The sequence below is a fragment of the Roseateles sp. GW821-FHT09H10 genome, from assembly GCF_059415865.1.
Genome location: NZ_JBWKOB010000001.1, coordinates 128,107 through 144,432 on the forward strand (window position 1 = coordinate 128,107; position 16,326 = coordinate 144,432).

Here is a 16,326-nt window from a genome sequence, read left to right on the forward strand (position 1 = left end):
GAGATCTGAACAATGAAGTTGCAAACCTGGCTCGCCGGGTTGCTGCTGGCCGCGGCGGGCATGGCGCCCGCCGCGGAACCGGCACCATCCGCTGGCGGCTATCTGTTCGCCCACATGACGCATGCCCGCTACGGCGTGCTGCACTACGCCGTCAGCACCGATGGCCTGCACTGGAAACGCCTCAACAAGGGCAAGGCCGTCAACGAGGACTACCACGGCCACCCCTTCATCGTGCAGGGCGGCGATGGCCGCTACTACCTGGTCGGCAACCAGAGCGACGACGACCAGGAGATCCGCTTCTGGGTGTCCGACGACCTGGTCAGGTGGACAAAGTTCGGCACCTACAAGCCCGATCTCTCCACCGCGGTGGGCCAGCCCCACCCGATGCAGCGCATCGGCGCACCCAAGCTTTTCTTCGACAAGGCCAGCAAGCAGTTCGTGCTGATGTGGCACACGCCCAATGTGCCGGGCTCGACTGACGACCCCGAGCGCTACTGGTCCAGCCAGCGCACGCTGTACGTGACCTCGCCCGACCTGCGCGAGTTCAAGGGGCCTCCGAAGCGTCTGTTCGACTGGGACATGGCCACCATCGACGTCTTCCTGGTCGACAACCCGGCTGGCGGCTACTGCGCCGTGGTGAAGGACGAGCGCTTCCCGTCTTACATCTGGACGACGGGCAAGACCATCCGCATGAGCTGCGCGGCGAATCTGCTCGGCCCCTATCCCAACCCCGGCCCGCCGCTCAGCCCCGCCTTCCGCGAGGCGCCCACGCTGATCCGCGCGCCCAACGGCCAGGACTGGCTGATGTACTACGAGCAGTACGCCGGTACCAGCTATGGCCTGTCGATGGCGCCGCGGCTGGAGGGGCCGTGGATCGAGGTCTGGGGGAACTCGGGCGTCAAGGAGTGGAACCGCTTCGAGATGCCGGCCAGCCTCAGGCACGGCTTCATGATGGCCGTGTCCAAGGCCCAGCTCGACGCTTTGGTGAAGGCCTATCCGGAGTGAACTGGCGGCGGCGTGTAGCCCTGCCACCAGGCCATGAAATCGCCCGCCGGCATCGGCCGCGCCATGAAATAACCCTGGGCCACGTCGCAGCCCAGGCGGGCGAGCTGCTCCCAATCGGCCTGGGTCTCGACACCCTCGGCGACGATGCGCCGGCCCAGGTCGTGCACCAGGTCGATGGTGGATCGCACGATGGCGGCCGAGTCCTTGCTGCGCGACATGTCGCGGACGAAGGACTGGTCGATCTTGATGTAGTCAACGGGCAGGCGCTGCAGATAGCTCAGTGATGAATAGCCGGTGCCGAAGTCGTCGATGTGCGGCGGGATGCCCAGGGCGCGCAGGCCATGCAGCACGCCCAGCGCGAACTCGGCGTCGTCCATCACCGTGCTCTCGGTGATCTCCAGCTCCAGCAGGCCGGGCGTGGTGCCGAACCGGACCAGCAGCTGGCGAATCCGCTCGAGCAGATCTTCGTCGCGCAGGTTGCGGGCCGACAGGTTGACGGCGATCGGCAACGCCCGCCCCTCATGGGCCCAGTCGCGGCTCAGCGCCAGCACCGTCTCCAGCATCCATTCCGTCAGCCGCTTGATCAGCCCGGTGTGCTCCGCGAGTTCGATGAACTCGGCCGGCGGCACCAGGCCGCGCTGCGGATGCTGCCAGCGCACCAGGGCCTCGGCACCGCAGACGCGGCCGCTGCCCATGTCGATCTTGGGCTGCAGGTAGACGCGCAACTGATCGCCGTCGATGGCGCGCTTGAGCTCGGAGGCCAGGCTCAGGCGGATGGGCTGCGCGTTGTGGCGCCGCGCATCGAAGAAGCCATGCCGGGCGCCGCGCTGCTTGGCCTGGTGCAGCGCGATGTCCATATGCCTGAAGACGTCGTGCGGCGTCAGGCCGTGCTCGGGAAACAGCACGATGCCGGTCTTGAAGGACACGTCGAGCGGAATGTCGGCCACCTGGAAGGGCAGGGCCAGGCACTCGTCCAGCTGCTCGGCCAGCGTGGTCGCGGCCTGCCGGTCGCCGCCCGGGACCAGGATGGCGAACTCGTCGCCGCGCAGCCGTGCGACCACGGCATGGGCCGGGGCGGCGGCCCGCAGCCGCGCGGCGAACTCGCGCAGCATCGCGTCGCCATGCGCAAAGCCCAGTGCGTCGTTGACCTCACGCAGCCTGTCGATATTGGTCTGCAATGCCGCAAACGGCCGGCCTTCGCGCTGGCCCAGGTCGACAGCGATCTCCAGTGCCGCGGCAAACTCGGCCTGGTTGGGCAGGCCGGTCAGCGCGTCGAAATGTGTCAGCCGGTGCATGGCCACGCGCGCGCGCTCCTGCTCGGCGCGGGTGCGCAGCGTCGTGATGCCGAAGGCGAGGTCGTCGGCGGACTCGGTCAGCAGCATGACCTCGTCGGCGTCGAAGGTGTCGGGCTCGGCGTCATAGACGGCCAGCGCGCCGATGACCTCTTCGCCGACGCGCAGCGGGCAGCCCAGCGCGGAGCGGTGGCCGGCCAGATGCTGGCGCCAGCTCGCATAGGCCGGGTCGCTGGCCATGTCTGACACGGTGCTGGCCTGGCCGGTCCGCGCGGCCACGCCGGCCACGCCGGCGCCGAACTCGCCTTCGGCCCAGGTCACCTTCAGCAGCCGCAGCGCCGCCAGCCCGCCGGGATAGCCATGCTCTGCCATGGGCAGCAGGGCATTCGAGGCCTCGTCGGCGCGGTACCAGATGATGGCCAACCCGTAGCCGCCGGTGGTGACGATGGCCTCGCACATGCTGTGCAGCAGGGCCTGCTCCTCGCGGGCGCGCAGCATGGTGCGGTTGCCGGCGCTGAGCGTGCGCAGCGCGCGGCTGACGCGCTCCAGCTCACGCACCCGCAGTTCCAGTTCGCCGTTGAGGGCGCGGATCCTCTCCTCCGCATGCTTGCGTTCGGTGATGTCGGTGCCCAGCACGTAGTAGCCGATGACGCGCTCGGCCGCGTCGCGCTGCGGTACATAGCCGATGACCTGCCAGACACCCGGGAAAGGCTCCCAGTCATAGGTCTGGGCCTCGCCCTGCAGCACCCGATCGATCAGCGGCGCGGCGATCGCATAGCGGGCGCTGCCCAGGATTTCCGCCACCGTGCAACCGACGATGTCGATGCGGTCCGGCGCAAAGCGCTCGCGGTAATGCTGGTTGGCGTAGACATAGCGCTGCGTGTCGTCCACATAGGCAATCAGCGCCGGCACATTGGTCGTCACGCTGCGCAGGTGCGCCTCGCTTTCGCGCAGCTGGGCGGTGCGCTCCTGCACGCGCTCGGCCAGCCATTCGTTCTGCGCCTCGATGCTGCGCTGGGCCTGGCGCTCGAGCGTGACGTCGCGGAACACCAGCACGGCGCCGCGCAGCCGCCCGGCCAGGTCGCGTTTGGGCGTGGCACTGATGGCAATGGGGCAGCTGCTGTCGTCGCGCGCGAGCAGCATGACGTCGCGCTCGCGGGTCTGCGCCTCGCCGTTGCTCAGCACGATGCCCACCGGGCTGGCGGCGAGCGGGCTGCCGGCATCGTCAGTGATGCGGACCACCTCCTCGACATGGCGGCCCAGCGCCTGCGCCATGGGCCAGCCCGTCAGGCGCTCTGCCAGCGGGTTCATGCGGGTGACGAGACCGTCCATGTCCGTCGCCAACACGGCCTCGCCGATGGAGCGCAGCGTGATGGCCAGGCGCTCCTCGCTGTCTTCCAGCTGGCGACGGCTGTGTTCCGCGGCGCGCCATTGGCGGCGCATCAGCAGATAGGTCGAGACCAGCTGCACCGCCAGCATCGCCGTCCCCAGCGCCCCGACCAGCCGCATGCGCTGGCCGCTGCTCTCGCGCTCGGTGCTGCGTTGCGCCAGCCGCTCGCGCTCGTCCTGCTCCATCGCGTCCAGCAGGCGGTGCGTGCGCACACGCGTCTCCTTCAGTGGTGCGCCGGCGACCAGGGCGGCCGCCGCAGCCGCACCCTCCGTCCTGCGCACGGCCTCGATCTGCCGGGAGAGCGCCTTGCGCTGGTCCACCACGGCGCGCAGTTCCGCCCAGCGCGCCTGCTGGGTCGGGTTGTCCTTTGTCAGCCTTTGCATGTCCTGCAGCAGCGTCTCGCGCCGGGCCATTGCGGCGTCGCGCTCAACCAGATGCTGCTCTTCGCCGGACATCCGGTAGCTCTGCGTGCTGAGTTCCGCCTGCAGCGTGGCAGAGCGCGCCTCGGCCAGTGCGTGCAGCATGGCTTGCGTGCCCTCGACCTGACGCACGGCATCGGCGGCGTCGCTGGCGAGGCCCCATGTGATGGCGCAGAGCACCAGCACGACGAGCATCGCCGTGCCGAATGCCAGCAGCACCTTGGCTTCGAAGCGGTGGCGCAAGCGCACTGCGTGGGGCCTCCTCCCGCCGTGCCCGGCCGGGCCGCGTCGTGCAAAGCACTTCGTCGTCCGGCCGCAACAGGCCCGCGCCCGGACCTAACGGCGCCACAGGGTGACGTTACACCTCTGCCGCGGCGACGCAAGTGCGCCGGACAGCTCAAAGACAGCTAGTGCGCCTGGTGGCGTCAGGTCAGGTGCTGGGGCCGTCGATCAGCCGCCTCAGCCACGGCCGCAGCGCGAACATCACCGCGCCCGTCACCAGACTGCCGACCGCCAGCTGCGTGAAGAGCGTCGCGTACTGCGGATTCGTCGTCAGCGGCGAGCCGTCCACCGGCTGGGACACCACGCCGGAGAAGTCGCCGGCGAACAGCGAGGCCAGGCCCGTCACCAGCATCCAGCTGCCCATCATGACGCCCTGGTATTGCCTGGGCGCCAGCCGGCCGATCATGGCGTAGCCGATGGGCGAGATCAGCAGCTCTGCCACGGCCTGCAGCAGATAGCTGAGGAAGAGCCAGGAGAAGTCCGACTTGCCCGTGCCGTCGGCAAAGTGGATGCCGATGGGCAGCACCAGGAAGCCCAGACCCATCAGCAGCAGCGAGGCCGAGAACTGCACGGGGATGTCGACCGGCCAGCCGCGCTCGCGCCAGCGGGCGAACAGCGCGGCCAGCAGCGGGCCGCCGATGACGATGGTGACGGTGTTGATGTTCTGCACCCATTGCGGCGCCACGGCCACGCCCCAGACGTTCATCAGCACATTGCCCACCGCATACAGCTGCAGGCCGTTGGGCGCCATCTGGTAGAGCGACCAGAACACCAGCGAGCCCGCCGTCAGCACCAGATAGGCCTGCATGCGCTGCTTCTCGGCCAGCACCGGATGGCGCAGCGTCATGACGATCAGCACCAGGGCGACGACGGCGCAGAAGGCCTTCATGCCGATGGAGGTGTCGCCGGGCCGCTTCAGCAGCCAGACCAGCACCGGCACCAGGCCCACCATCACGGCGCAACCAACGGCGAAGCGGACCCAGAAGTCGGCGCCGCGGCGCTGCACGAGAGGTGTGCTGCGGTCGGCCAGCGTTCGCCAGAAGATCAGCGCCACGGCGATGGCGCCGGCATTGCCCAGCGTCGCGAACCAGAACAGCGACGGATAGTCCTCGCTGAGCTGGAACACGCCCGACACCGTGAAGCCGATGAAGAAGCCCACGTTCATGCCGGCGTAGTTCCACAGGAAGGCGGCCTCGCGGCGGTTGTCCTCGGGCGTGAAGCGCTGCGTCAGCATCATGTTCACGCAGGTCACGTTGAGGCCGCAGCCGGCCAGGAACAGGGCCATGCCCCAGTACAGGCCTTCCAGGCTGCCGCCGGCCACGGTGGCGCAGCCCAGCACCTGAAGCAGCATGCCGCCGACGAACAGGTTGCGGTTGCTGAGGAAGCGCCCACCCAGATAGCCGCCGAACAGGTGCAGGCCGTAGTTGAAGGCGCCGAAGACGCCGGTGATGAGGGCGGCCTGCTCGCTCGTGAAGCCGTGGTGGCGGGTCGTGTACAGCGTCAACGTGAACTGCAGGACGGCGAAGCCCAGCGTCGAGAAGACCTGGATCAGGAAGAGGACGGCCGCGCCTTCGGGGATGCGGGCCGTCAGTTGTTGGAGTCTGTTCATGGGGCCGGGATTGTCCAGGCGCGAAGCGAGGTTTCGCCTGGGTGTCATCCCGCGGACAGGGCAGGGTCAGGCTGACGCATAGGATGCAGCGGCCCTGTCAGCTGCACGCCTATGCCTGCCTTCACAAAAGTTTTCGTCGCCAACCGCGGGGAGGTCGCGCTGCGCGTGCTGCGGGCCTTGCGCGATCTCGGCATCGCCAGTGTTGCCGTGCACGCGGCGGATGACGCGCCGCCGCTCGTGGCCGATGAAGTCCTTGTACTGCCGGAACGCGGGCCGGCGGCCTATCTCGATGTCGACGGCCTGGTGGCGATCGCGAAGCGGACGGGTTGCGACGCCGTGCATCCCGGCTACGGCTTCTTGAGCGAGCGCGCCGATTTCGCGCGCGCCTGCGCGGCGGCTGGGCTGACGTTCATTGGCGCAACGCCGGAACAACTCGAGCTGTTTGGCGACAAGGCGCGCGCCCGTGGACTGGCCGAGGACTGCGGTGTGCCGGTGCTGGCCGGCAGCAAGGGCGCGGTCACGCCGGACGAGGCGCGAGCCTTCATGGCGGAGCACGGTGCCCTGATGCTGAAGGCTGTCGGCGGTGGCGGCGGACGTGGCATGCGCGCCGTGTTGAACGAGGCTGAGCTGCCGGCCGCCTTCGAGCGCTGCCGCTCCGAGGCGCAGTCGGCCTTCGGCGTCGACGGCCTTTATGTCGAACGGCTGATGCGCGGCGCGCGGCACATCGAGGTGCAGGTCATCGGCGACGGCCAGCACGCCGTCGCCCTGGGCGAGCGCGACTGCACGCTGCAGCGGCGCTTCCAGAAGCTGGTCGAGATGGCGCCCAGCCCGGCCTTGGATGAAGCCCTGCGTGCGCGCCTTGTCGACGCCGCCCTGCGCATGGCCAGGGCCGTGAGCTATCTGGGCCTGGGCACCTTTGAGTTCCTGGTCGATGTGGCGGGCGGCGGTTTCGTCTTCATCGAGACCAACCCGCGGCTGCAGGTCGAGCACACCGTCACCGAGGAGGTCACGGGCCTGGACCTGGTGCAGTTGCAGATCGAGGTCGCCGCCGGCCGGCACCTGTCCGAGCTGGGGCTGGACAAGCCGCCCGCCGTGCAGGGCATGGCCATCCAATGGCGCCTCAATGCCGAGGGCGCTGGCCGGCTGGGTCGCTTCGACCTGCCCGCCGGCCCCGGTGTGCGCGTCGACACGCATGGCCTGGCGGGCATGGCGCCGTCGCCGCTGTACGACCCGCTGCTGGCCAAGCTCATCGTGCGCGGCACCCGATTCGAAGACGCGCTGCGGCGTTCGCAGCGCGCCCTGGCCGAGACCCGCATCGAGGGCGTCGCGACCAATCTGGGCCTTCTGCGTCGCCTGGCCGAGGGGCTGGCGCCGGCCGAGTTGCATACGGGCTGGCTGGAGCAGCATCTGGCCGGGTTGCAGCCGTCCGCCGTCGAAGCGGATCCCCAGCAGCTGCGCGCGCCGACCGCCGGTCGACTGCTGCAGTTCAGCGTGGCGGTCGGCGACCTCGTCGCTGCTGGTGCCGAACTGGCGGTGCTGGAGGCGATGAAGATGGAGCATGTGTTGACTGCATCGCAAGCCGGCCGCGTTGCGGCACTGGCCGTCACGTCGGGGCAGTTCGTCGATGCTGGTCAGTTGCTGGTGACGCTGGAGCCTGCCGAAGGTGCCGTCGCGACCGCTGTTGAAGCCAAGGCGCCCGATCCCGATCGCATCCGCCCCGACCTGCAGCGCCTGCAAGACCGCAGCGCCTTCACGCTGGACGCCGCTCGCCCCGACGCCATCGCCAAACGCCACGCCCAGGGCCTGCGCTCGGCGCGCGAGAACATTGCCGATCTCTGTGACGCGGATTCCTTCATCGAGTACGGCGCCCTGGCCGTTGCCGCCCAGTCGCGCCGCCGCAGCGCGCAGGACCTGATCGCCAACACGCCGGCCGACGGCATCGTGACCGGCATAGGCGCGGTCAACGGCCGCGAGTTCGGCGAGGAGAAATCGCGCACCGTCGTCATGGCCTATGACGCCACCGTGCTGGCCGGCACCCAGGGCGCTCGCAACCATGCCAAGACCGACCGCATGCTGGGCATTGCCGCCGAGCAGCGGCTGCCCCTGGTGCTGTTCGCCGAAGGCGGTGGCGGCCGGCCCGGCGACACCGACTTGGCCGTAGTCGCCGGCCTGCATGTGCCGACCTTTGCCAGCCATGCGGCGCTGAGCGGCCGGGTGCCTGTCGTCGGCATCGCGGCCGGGCGCTGCTTTGCCGGCAATGCCGCCCTGCTGGGCTGCAGCGACGTCATCATCGCCACGCGCGCCAGCAATATCGGCATGGGCGGCCCGGCCATGGTGGAGGGCGGTGGCCTGGGGGTGTTCAAGGCCGAGCAGATCGGCCCGGCGAGCCTGCAGCATGCCAACGGCGTCATCGATGTGCTGGTCGACGACGAAGCTGCCGCGGTGGCCGCCGCCGGGCACTATCTGTCCTTCTTCCAGGGCCGCGTGGCGCAATGGACGGCGCCCGACGCGCGCCAGCTGCGCCAGGTCGTGCCGGAGAACCGGCTGCGCGTCTACGACAGCCGCGCCGCCCTGCCGGCCCTGTTCGACGCCGGCAGCGTCCTCGTCCTGCGCAGCGGCTTCGGCGCCGGCATCCACACGGCCCTGGCACGCCTCGAAGGGCGCCCGGTCGGCGTGCTGGCCAGCAACCCGCTGCACCTGGGAGGCGCCATCGACGCCGATGCGGCTGACAAGGCGGCCCGCTTCATGCAGCTGTGCAACGCGCATGGCCTGCCCCTCATCAGCCTCATCGACACGCCGGGCTTCATGGTCGGGCCTGACATCGAGGCCCGGGCCCAGGTGCGCCATGTCAGCCGACTCTTCGTCACGGCCGGCGCGCTGCGCGTGCCCTTCTTCGCCGTCGTGCTGCGCAAGAGCTATGGCCTGGGTGCCATGGCCCTGGCCGCTGGCGGCCTGCACCGGCCGGTGTTCACCATCGCCTGGCCGACCGGCGAGTTCGGCGCCATGGGCCTGGAAGGGGCGGTGCGCCTTGGCTTCCGCAAGGAGCTCGAAGCCCTGCCGGCCGGCCCTGAACGTGAGGCCCTGTTCCAGCGCCTGGTCGCCCAGCAATATGCGAATGGCGAGGCCATCAACCTCGCGGCGACGCTGGAGATCGATGCGGTCATCGACCCCGCCGAGACGCGGGCCTGGCTGGCGCGCGGCCTGGCCTCGGCGATCATCCGGCCCCTCGACAACCACCGCTTCGTGGACACCTGGTGATGACGAAAGAGAAACTCGACTGCGTTCGCGCCTACCTCGCCGCCTATGCCGCCCGCGACCTCACGGCCGTGGCGGCGATGTTTGCCGACACGATCACGCTGCGCGACTGGAAGATCCGCGTCGTCGGCAAGGAAGCGGCGCTGGCGGAGACGCGCAAGAACTTTGAATCGGTGGAGAGCCTGGCTATCGACGTGCTGGCTGCCTACGAACGTGAAGGCGGTGCAGCTGCCGAGCTGAAGATCATCGTCAACGGCAGCGACACGCTCTACGTCGTTGATGTGTTCGAGTTCGATGCGGACGGCCGCATCTCCGCCATCCGCGCCTTCATCGGCCGCGGTGATGATTAGAGCTTTGCGCCCTTGAGCGCCTCTAGCGTGAACACATAGCTGTCCGCCGCCTTGGGCTGGTGGCAGGCCAGGCAGCGCGGCTGTTGAAGGGCCAGCCGTGGCGTGCCGTCGGCGCCCCAGACGCCGTAGTTCCAGTTGCCATTGCGCAGCAGCGGCGGGATGGCGTCGCCCCAGCCGGTGCGGGTCTCCATGCCGACGTAGTTCTTGACTGCCCCCGGCGTCCAGCGGCCGTCGGCGCCGATCTGCGGCGTGTAGTTCACCGTCAGCAGGATGGAGCCTTCGGGCAGCGGCTTGCCGGCGCGCGCGGCTTCCACCGCCAGGCGGTTGCCGTAGCGGACGGTCAGCGTCTTGCTGGCCTCGTCCTGCTCGCGCTTGTATTCCACATAGGCCTGCGGGAAGTCCTTGGGCAGGCTCATGGCCGAAACCGTGGCCGCATGCGGCGCCGTGGCGCTGGCATCGGCCGGTGCAGGCGGCAGGCTGCTCCAGTAGGCCGACAGGGCCTTGATGTCATCAGCGCTCAACTGCGCGGCCATGGCTGCCATCAGGTCGTTCTTGCGCGTGCCGGCCTTGAAGGCCTCGAGCTGGCGGGCCAGGTAGGTGGCCTTCTGGCCGGCGAGGTTGGGGATGTCCGGCGCGATGCTGACGCCGGCCACGCCATGGCAGGCCTGGCAGGTGGCGACCTTGGCGGGCGGGGCTTCGGCCAGCACGGCCGACCCCGCCAGGGCCAGGGCGGGCAGCAGCAGGCGGATGCGGGGCATGGCGGCTCCTTGTCGGCGTGACACCCATGCTGCGCGCAAACCGGGGGCACGGGTCATCTGGAAAGCCCCAGGCCGGGTGGCGGAATATTTTTCTTCAGCCCTGCATCCAAACACCGTCCTGCCGGCTAGTGAAGGGGTGAGCTGCGGCCACACCGTGTTCCCTTCCCTCTTCTTGGAGATTCAGCATGCACAAGATGTCCTCTTCCGTCCTGGTCCTCGCCAGCGTCCTCGGCCTGGCGGCCTGCGCCGGCATGGCTCCCCCGGCCCCCGTCTTCAGCCAGGCCGCGCTGCCCGATGCCGTCAAGGTGCCGGCCGGCCACCGCGTGGTGCTGGAGACCGTGGGCGTGGGCGAGATCACCTATGAGTGCCGCGCCAAGGCCAACACCGCCGGCGCCTTCGAATGGGTTTTCGTCGGGCCCAAGGCGGACTTGAACAGCCGTGCAGGCGCCAAGCTGGGCAGCTACTACGGTCCCCCGGCCACCTGGGTTTCCAACGACGGCTCCAGGATCACCGGCAGCCAGGTGGCAGTGTCGCCGAGCAGCGCGGGCAATATCCCGTTGCAGCTCGTCAAGGCAGCTCCGGCCTCCGGCCCCGGCGCGATGATGGACGTCAGCTACATCCAGCGCGTGGCCACCCAGGGCGGCGTGGCGCCGGCCATGGCCTGCGATGCTGGCGGCATGGGCCGCAAGGAAATCGTCAAGTACCAGGCCGACTACATCTTCTGGAAGGCCGCCTGACCGCAGTCCGCGGTGGGCTAGAGTCCACGCGGACTTGACGCCCACCCGAGCCGCCTTGCCCCACCCGACATCGACGTTCGACTATGAAGCCGCGCTGCTGGCCTGCGCGCGGGGCGAGCGCTTTGCGCTGCGCGCCCTGTACGAGCGCGAGGCGCGCTGGCTGCTCGGCGTGGCTCAGCGCATCGTGCGGGATCGCGAGCGGGCCGAGGACGTGCTGCACGACGCCTTCATGCAGGTCTGGGACCATGCCTCCACCTTCGAGCCGGCCCTGGGATCAGCGCGTGGCTGGATCTACACCGTCGTGCGCCACGCGGCGCTGAAGGCCGTGCGCGAGCCGGGCCGCCTGCAGATGATGGATGCCGCCGAGCTGACCGCCCTGTCCGACGCCCGGCAGCAGCCAGGCGCCGACGATGACCGCGGCCTCGACGCCGACAGCCTGGAGCGTTGCCTGCAGCGCCTGGACGAGGCGCGCCGGGCCTGCGTGGTGCATGCCTTTGTCGACGGCTACACGCATGAGCAGATCGCCGCGCGCCTGAACACGCCGCTGGGCACGGTCAAGTCATGGATCAAGCGCAGCCTGGCGAGCCTGAAGGAGTGCCTGTCGTGATCGACCTGCGCGACCCCGAGGAGCGCGATGCCGCGGCCGGCGAGTACGTGCTGGGCACGCTGGGTGCCGAAGACCATGCCGCCGTGGCGGCTGAGCTGCCCCGGGATGCGGCCCTGCGCGCCGCTGTCTATGCCTGGCAGGATCGGCTGCTCTCGCTCAGTGCCCAGGCACCCGCCGTCGCTCCCGCGCCCTCGCTTTGGACGCGCGTCGACCTCGCGCTCGACGCGCGCGCGCCGCGGCGCCCCGCGCCGAGCCGCACGCCATGGTGGCAGGGCCTGCGCTTCTGGCAGGGCCTCAGCGGCGCGGCCCTGGTGGCCACGCTGGTGCTGGCCCTGCGCCTCTTCACGGCCGCGCCCGACGGGCCGCGCTATCTCGCCGTGCTGGAGAGCCCGGACGAGCGTCACGCCGCCGGCTGGGTGGTGGAGCTGAAGGCCGGCGGCACGCTGCGCCTGGTCCCTGTGGGCGACACGCCGCCGGTGCCGGCCGGCCGCGCACTGCAGTTCTGGACCAAGCCGCAGGGCGCCGCTGGCCCCACGTCGCTGGGCCTCGTGCGGGCCGGCCAGACGCTGGAGATGCCGGCGAGCCGCCTGCCCGCCGTCGAGGCGCAGCAGCTGTTCGAGATCACGCTGGAGCCCGAGGCCGGCTCGCCAATCGGCAGACCCACCGGCCCCATCCTGTTCGTGGGCCGGACCGTCGCGCTATAAGGACCTAGGGCAGGCCCCAGCCGAAGGGATCGTCCGCGTCGATGATCAGCGTCGCTTCGGCGCTGATGAACGCCCGGCCGCGGATGGTGGGCACGATGCTGGTGCCCTCCCTTTCGTACCAGCCCTCGAAGACGCTGCCGATGACGCTGGCCTGGCGCCAGACCTCGCCGGCCGCCAGCTTGCCCGACGCGGCCAGGCAGGCCAGCTTGGCGCTGGTGCCGGTGCCGCAGGGCGAGCGGTCGTACTGCCGGCCGGGGCAGAGCACGAAGCTGCGCGAGTCGGCGAGCTGCGGGTCGACGTCGGCGAACAGCTCGATGTGGTCGATGACGGCGCCCTCCGCGCCGCGGTGGCCTTGCGCGTACAGGGCTTCGCCCACCATCGCGGCGTAGTCGGTCAGCGCGGCAACATGGGCCGGCGCCACGGCCTGGCCGTGGTCGGCGCACAGGAAGAACCAGTTGCCGCCCCAGGCGATGTCGCCGGTGACGGTCTGGCCCGTCGGCAGCGCGACGCTGACGCCGGCCGCCAGCCGGTAGGCCGGCACATTGCGCACGCTGACGCGGCCGTCCGCATGCAGCGTGGCCAGCACCTGGCCCACCGGCGTCTCGAGGACATGCTCGCCCGCCGCTATGCGGCCCAGGTGGGCCAGCGTCGCGATGAGGCCGATGCTGCCGTGGCCGCACATGCCGAGATAGCCGGCGTTGTTGAAGAAGATGACGCCGGCCGTGTGGGCCGGGTCCTGCGGCGGGCAGAGCAGGGCGCCGACCAGGACTTCGCTGCCGCGCGGCTCCAGCAGCGTGGCGCGGCGCCAGGCATCGTGCTCGCGGGCCAGGCGCTCGCGGCGCTCGGCCATGCTGCCTGAACCGAGGTCGGGGAAGCCGGCCGTGACGACGCGCGTGGGTTCGCCGCCGGTGTGGGAATCGATGATCTGGATGCGCTGCGTCATGGCTGGGCGCTGCCATGCGTGGGGCAGGGCAGCAGCGCCAGTGTCTCAGCTAGAAGCTGGTCCAGTCGTCGTCCGCCTTGGCCGCTGCCGCGGTGGCGGCCACGGGAGCGATGGCCGGTGCCGGCCTCGCCTTGGCCGGCGCGGCCTTGAGGGCGGGCCTGGGCTTGGCCGGCCTGGCCACCGTGGGCGCGGCCACCGCGTCGAGCTTGAAGGCCGACACCGTCTCGGCCAGCTGGCTGGCCTGCACGCGCAGGCTTTCGGCGGCCGCGGCGCTCTCCTCGACGAGGGCGGCGTTCTGCTGGGTGACCTGGTCGAGCTGGCTGACGGCCTCGCCGATCTGGCCTATGCCCTTGCTTTGCTCGCTGCTGGCGGCACTGATCTCGCTGATCAGGTCGGCCACGCGCCTGACCTGGCCGACGACGTCGTTCATGGTGCGCCCGGCCTCGCCGACCAGCGTGTTGCCGGCCTCCACGCGCTCGACGCTGGCGCCGATCAGGGCCTTGATCTCGCGCGCCGCCTCGGCGCTGCGCTGGGCCAGCAGCCTCACCTCGCCGGCCACGACGGCAAAGCCGCGGCCCTGCTCACCGGCCCGCGCCGCTTCGACGGCGGCGTTCAGGGCCAGGATATTGGTCTGGAAGGCGATGCCGTCGATGGTGCCGATGATGTCGGCGATCTTCTTGGAGCTGGTCGTGATCTGCTCCATGGTGTCGACGACCTGGCCCATGACCTGGCCGCCGCTCTCGGCCACGCGGGCGGCACTGTCGGCCAACTGGGCGGCCTGGCGGGCCGTGTCTGTGTTGTGGTTGACGGTGGCGCTCAGCTCCTCCATCGAGGCTGCGGTTTCCTGCAGATTGCTGGCCTGCTGCTCGGTGCGCTGGCTGAGGTCGGCATTGCCCTGGGCGATCTGGCCGCTGGCCGTGGCGACGCTGTCGGCATTGCCGCGCACCGCGCCGACGATGCCGACCAGGGCGTCGTTCATGCGCTGCAGGGCACCCAGCAGCTGGCCGGCCTCGTCGCGGCGGGCGGTGTCCAGGCGCATGCGCAGGTCGCCAGCGGCCACGGTCTCGGCGGCGGTGACGGCCTGCTGGATGGGGGTCACGACGGAGCGGGTGATCAGCAGCGCCATCGCGGCGCCGATGGCCAGGGCCGCCGCGGCGGCGACGACGACGGCGATGGCGGCGAAGTCCACCGTCGAGTCGGTCGACTTGGCGGCGTTGTGCATCAGCTCGGTCTGGAAATCGATCAGGGCCTCCAGCGCCTTGAAGTACTGGACCTGCAGGGCCGCGGTCTCGCCGAGCAGCTGCTCGCGGGCCGTCGTCGTGTCGTCCCTGCTGGCCAGCTCGATGACCTTGCGCACCGAGGCGTTGAACTGGCCGCGGGCCTGCACGGCCGCCGCCATCAGCTGGCGGCCGCGGTCGGACTTGATGCTGGCGTCCAGCTTGTCGAACAGCGCCGCGTTGGCCTTGGCCACGGACTCGACCTCGCCCAACTGCTTCTTCCTGGCCTCGGCGTCCGGCAGCAGCAGCACATTGCGCACCGCCTGGGCCACCAGGTTGACGTTGTCCTTGATGTCCTCGAGCTGGTGCACCTTGACCATGCGGTCGTCGACCATCAGGGTCAGGTCGTCGTTGATGCGCATCAGCGCGTTGCGCGCATAGGCGGCCAGCAGCAGGCTGAAGGCGATGGAGATCGCGAAAGCGAGGCCGAGACGGCGGCCGATGCGCAGATGGGTGAGCAGGTTCATTCGGTTCACTCCGGGTCAGGGGCCGATGGACAACTTCTAACCGCGCAGGCGCGCTGAGTGCGAGTCTGTGTCATTCTGTCGGTGCAGCGCAAGCTGCGGATGCATGAGAGATGGAGTACGCGCATGGGAAGCGACACGGGTCTGGGTGACAAGGTGCTGGCGCTGGTGACGCAGCCGCCCGAGCCGGGCTGCGTGCCCAGCCCCCGGCCCAGCGATGCGGCGGCCAAGGCCATCGAGGCGGCCGCCGCCAAGGCCGGCCTGGCCGCCGGCACCCTGGCCCTGCCGCCCGGGCCGCTGGGCTGGGCCACCATCGCGCCGGAGATGCTCGCCGTCTGGCAGATCCAGCGCCAGCTCGTCGCCGACATCGCCGCCCTCTATGGCCGCAGCGCCGACCTGGGGCCGACGCAGATGCTGTGGTGCCTGTTCCGCCACACGGCGGCACAGGCCCTGCGCGACCTGGGCGTGCGGGTCGGCGAGCGCGTCATCGTGCGCCCGGCCGCCCAGGCCTTGCTGCGGCGCGTGGCCGAGGCCGTCGGCATGCACCTGGGCAAGAAGGCCGCCAGCCGCATGCTGTCGCGCTGGGTGCCCCTGGTCGGTGCGGCCGGCGTGGGCGCCTATGCCTACTGGGACACGCGCCAGGTCGGCCGGGCGGCGATCAAGCTGTTCGAACAGGAACAGGTCATCGACAACCCTGTGTAACTCCTGCATCCGTCGGCGACATACTTGGCCGCATGCAGCTGCCGGCCATCCTCGATATCGAAGCCTCGGGTTTCGGCCGCGGCAGCTATCCCATCGAGATCGGCTTCTGCAGCGGTGAGGGCGCGCTCTTCTGTGCCCTCATCGTGCCCGAGCCCGAGTGGCAACACTGGGACGCCAGCGCCGAGGCCCTGCACGGCATCAGCCGCGAGCTGCTGCGCCGCCACGGCCGGCCGGTGCGCTGGATGGCCGAGCAGCTCAATGCCCGCCTGGCCGGGCAGACGGTCTACTGCGACGGCTGGGGTCAGGACTACCCCTGGCTGGCGCGCCTGTTCGACGCCGCGGGCCTGGGGCTGCGCTTCAAGCTGGATGACCTGCGTGGCCTGCTCAACGAGGCCGAGGCCCTGCGCTGGCGCGGCGTCGTCGACGTCGTGCGCCAGCGGCAACGCCTGACCCGGCATCGCGCCAGCAGCGATGCCCGCGTGCTGCAGCTGGCCCTGGGCGAGATCAAGAACGGCGTCGCTGCCTGAAGTCC

The 16,326-nt window shown here is 70.2% G+C and carries 13 protein-coding genes; 8 read left to right on the forward strand and 5 right to left on the reverse strand.

All coding sequences use genetic code 11. The features are described from left to right. Window positions 1–12: 12 nt before the first annotated feature. The gene (locus tag AC07OY_RS00545; protein ID WP_495040575.1) at window positions 13–1,005 is read left to right on the forward strand and encodes a glycoside hydrolase family protein; all 993 of its coding nucleotides are present in this window, start codon (window positions 13–15) and stop codon (window positions 1,003–1,005) included. Here the strand turns inward: AC07OY_RS00545 and AC07OY_RS00550 are convergent. Together AC07OY_RS00550 and AC07OY_RS00555 are read right to left on the reverse strand one after the other, a co-directional pair. Continuing rightward, entirely contained in the window at window positions 993–4,355 is a 3,363-nt protein-coding gene (locus AC07OY_RS00550; RefSeq protein ID WP_495040576.1) for an EAL domain-containing protein, read from the reverse strand. The genes AC07OY_RS00545 and AC07OY_RS00550 overlap by 13 nt on opposite strands. 181 nt (window positions 4,356–4,536) lie before the next feature. Beyond that, window positions 4,537–5,997 (reverse strand): peptide MFS transporter, encoded by a 1,461-nt coding sequence (locus AC07OY_RS00555; RefSeq protein ID WP_495040577.1) that lies wholly within the window; start codon window positions 5,995–5,997, stop codon window positions 4,537–4,539. A 111-nt stretch (window positions 5,998–6,108) separates the two neighbouring features. Here AC07OY_RS00555 and AC07OY_RS00560 point away from each other — a divergent pair, with 111 nt between their 5' ends. Together AC07OY_RS00560 and AC07OY_RS00565 are read left to right on the forward strand one after the other, a co-directional pair. Beyond that, window positions 6,109–9,255, forward strand: a complete 3,147-nt coding sequence (locus tag AC07OY_RS00560) for a carboxyl transferase domain-containing protein (RefSeq protein ID WP_495040578.1) — start codon at window positions 6,109–6,111, stop codon at window positions 9,253–9,255. Then, window positions 9,255–9,602, forward strand: coding sequence for a nuclear transport factor 2 family protein (locus AC07OY_RS00565; RefSeq protein ID WP_495040579.1), 348 nt, complete (start codon window positions 9,255–9,257; stop codon window positions 9,600–9,602). Before AC07OY_RS00560 ends, AC07OY_RS00565 begins: the two co-directional genes overlap by 1 nt. Here AC07OY_RS00565 and AC07OY_RS00570 read toward each other — a convergent pair. Beyond that, complete coding sequence (locus AC07OY_RS00570; RefSeq protein WP_495040580.1) at window positions 9,599–10,360, reverse strand: cytochrome P460 family protein; 762 nt, start codon at window positions 10,358–10,360, stop codon at window positions 9,599–9,601. The two genes, AC07OY_RS00565 and AC07OY_RS00570, sit on opposite strands and share 4 nt — an antisense overlap. Window positions 10,361–10,545: 185 nt before the next feature. Between AC07OY_RS00570 and AC07OY_RS00575 the strand changes: the two genes are divergently transcribed. The 3 genes from AC07OY_RS00575 to AC07OY_RS00585 are packed head-to-tail and all read left to right on the forward strand — an operon-like array spanning window position 10,546 to window position 12,408. Next, entirely contained in the window at window positions 10,546–11,097 is a 552-nt protein-coding gene (locus AC07OY_RS00575; RefSeq protein WP_495040581.1) for a DUF3455 domain-containing protein, read from the forward strand. Between the two features lie 55 nt (window positions 11,098–11,152). Then, window positions 11,153–11,704, forward strand: coding sequence for a sigma-70 family RNA polymerase sigma factor (locus tag AC07OY_RS00580; protein WP_495040582.1), 552 nt, complete (start codon window positions 11,153–11,155; stop codon window positions 11,702–11,704). Next, window positions 11,701–12,408 (forward strand): anti-sigma factor, encoded by a 708-nt coding sequence (locus tag AC07OY_RS00585; protein WP_495040583.1) that lies wholly within the window; start codon window positions 11,701–11,703, stop codon window positions 12,406–12,408. The genes AC07OY_RS00580 and AC07OY_RS00585 overlap by 4 nt, the downstream gene beginning before the upstream one ends. Window positions 12,409–12,412: 4 nt before the next feature. On the opposite strand, the gene AC07OY_RS00590 is transcribed toward AC07OY_RS00585, so the two are convergent. Together AC07OY_RS00590 and AC07OY_RS00595 are read right to left on the reverse strand one after the other, a co-directional pair. Beyond that, window positions 12,413–13,351 (reverse strand): 4-hydroxyproline epimerase, encoded by a 939-nt coding sequence (locus tag AC07OY_RS00590; protein ID WP_495040584.1) that lies wholly within the window; start codon window positions 13,349–13,351, stop codon window positions 12,413–12,415. 49 nt (window positions 13,352–13,400) lie between these two features. Continuing rightward, window positions 13,401–15,095 carry a methyl-accepting chemotaxis protein gene (locus AC07OY_RS00595; protein WP_495040586.1) on the reverse strand — a complete coding sequence of 565 codons (1,695 nt, stop codon included), beginning with the start codon at window positions 15,093–15,095 and terminating at the stop codon, window positions 13,401–13,403. 123 nt (window positions 15,096–15,218) lie between these two features. Here AC07OY_RS00595 and AC07OY_RS00600 point away from each other — a divergent pair, with 123 nt between their 5' ends. Together AC07OY_RS00600 and AC07OY_RS00605 are read left to right on the forward strand one after the other, a co-directional pair. After that, the gene (locus AC07OY_RS00600; protein WP_495040588.1) at window positions 15,219–15,794 is read left to right on the forward strand and encodes a hypothetical protein; all 576 of its coding nucleotides are present in this window, start codon (window positions 15,219–15,221) and stop codon (window positions 15,792–15,794) included. Window positions 15,795–15,826: 32 nt separating this feature from the next. Further along, complete coding sequence (locus AC07OY_RS00605) at window positions 15,827–16,321, forward strand: 3'-5' exonuclease (RefSeq protein ID WP_495040589.1); 495 nt, start codon at window positions 15,827–15,829, stop codon at window positions 16,319–16,321. Window positions 16,322–16,326: the final 5 nt, after the last annotated feature.

Excerpts from the sequence above, each read along its gene's own strand:
- AC07OY_RS00595 (WP_495040586.1), bottom strand. The coding sequence starts at position 15,095 with ATGAACCTGCTCACCCATCTGCGCATCGGCCGCCGTCTCGGCCTCGCT.
- AC07OY_RS00560 (WP_495040578.1), top strand. The coding sequence starts at position 6,109 with ATGCCTGCCTTCACAAAAGTTTTCGTCGCCAACCGCGGGGAGGTCGCG.
- AC07OY_RS00565 (WP_495040579.1), top strand. The coding sequence starts at position 9,255 with ATGACGAAAGAGAAACTCGACTGCGTTCGCGCCTACCTCGCCGCCTAT.
- AC07OY_RS00555 (WP_495040577.1), bottom strand. The coding sequence starts at position 5,997 with ATGAACAGACTCCAACAACTGACGGCCCGCATCCCCGAAGGCGCGGCC.
- AC07OY_RS00590 (WP_495040584.1), bottom strand. The coding sequence starts at position 13,351 with ATGACGCAGCGCATCCAGATCATCGATTCCCACACCGGCGGCGAACCC.
- AC07OY_RS00570 (WP_495040580.1), bottom strand. The coding sequence starts at position 10,360 with ATGCCCCGCATCCGCCTGCTGCTGCCCGCCCTGGCCCTGGCGGGGTCG.
- AC07OY_RS00575 (WP_495040581.1), top strand. The coding sequence starts at position 10,546 with ATGCACAAGATGTCCTCTTCCGTCCTGGTCCTCGCCAGCGTCCTCGGC.
- AC07OY_RS00600 (WP_495040588.1), top strand. The coding sequence starts at position 15,219 with ATGGGAAGCGACACGGGTCTGGGTGACAAGGTGCTGGCGCTGGTGACG.
- AC07OY_RS00605 (WP_495040589.1), top strand. The coding sequence starts at position 15,827 with ATGCAGCTGCCGGCCATCCTCGATATCGAAGCCTCGGGTTTCGGCCGC.
- AC07OY_RS00545 (WP_495040575.1), top strand. The coding sequence starts at position 13 with ATGAAGTTGCAAACCTGGCTCGCCGGGTTGCTGCTGGCCGCGGCGGGC.